The sequence below is a fragment of the Photobacterium sp. R1 genome, from assembly GCF_054600795.1.
The window spans coordinates 1-247 of record NZ_BAAHZP010000828.1 but is presented as its reverse complement, the minus strand read 5'-3'; the positions used below and the strand labels follow the sequence as shown (position 1 = coordinate 247).

1 pseudogene is annotated in these 247 nt (G+C 53.4%); it reads left to right on the top strand.

Features of this window, described 5'->3' with window-relative positions:
• A pseudogene (locus tag ACYP03_RS27390) lies at positions 1–247 on the top strand (bifunctional methylenetetrahydrofolate dehydrogenase/methenyltetrahydrofolate cyclohydrolase); the annotation flags it as partial.

The window sequence follows — 247 nt, the reverse complement described above, 5'->3', positions numbered from 1 at the left end:
GACCCTTGAACTGCTGCTTGCCGGCGCCACAACGACGACTTGCCATCGATTCACTCAGGATCTGGAAAGCCATGTTCGTCAGGCCGATATTCTGGTTGTCGCCGTTGGAAAGCCTAACTTCATTCCGGGTAGCTGGATTAAAGAAGGCGCGACTATCATAGATGTCGGTATCAATCGCCTGGACAACGGCACCCTGGTGGGCGATGTGGAATACGATGTGGCACGCCAAAAAGCCAAGCACATTACC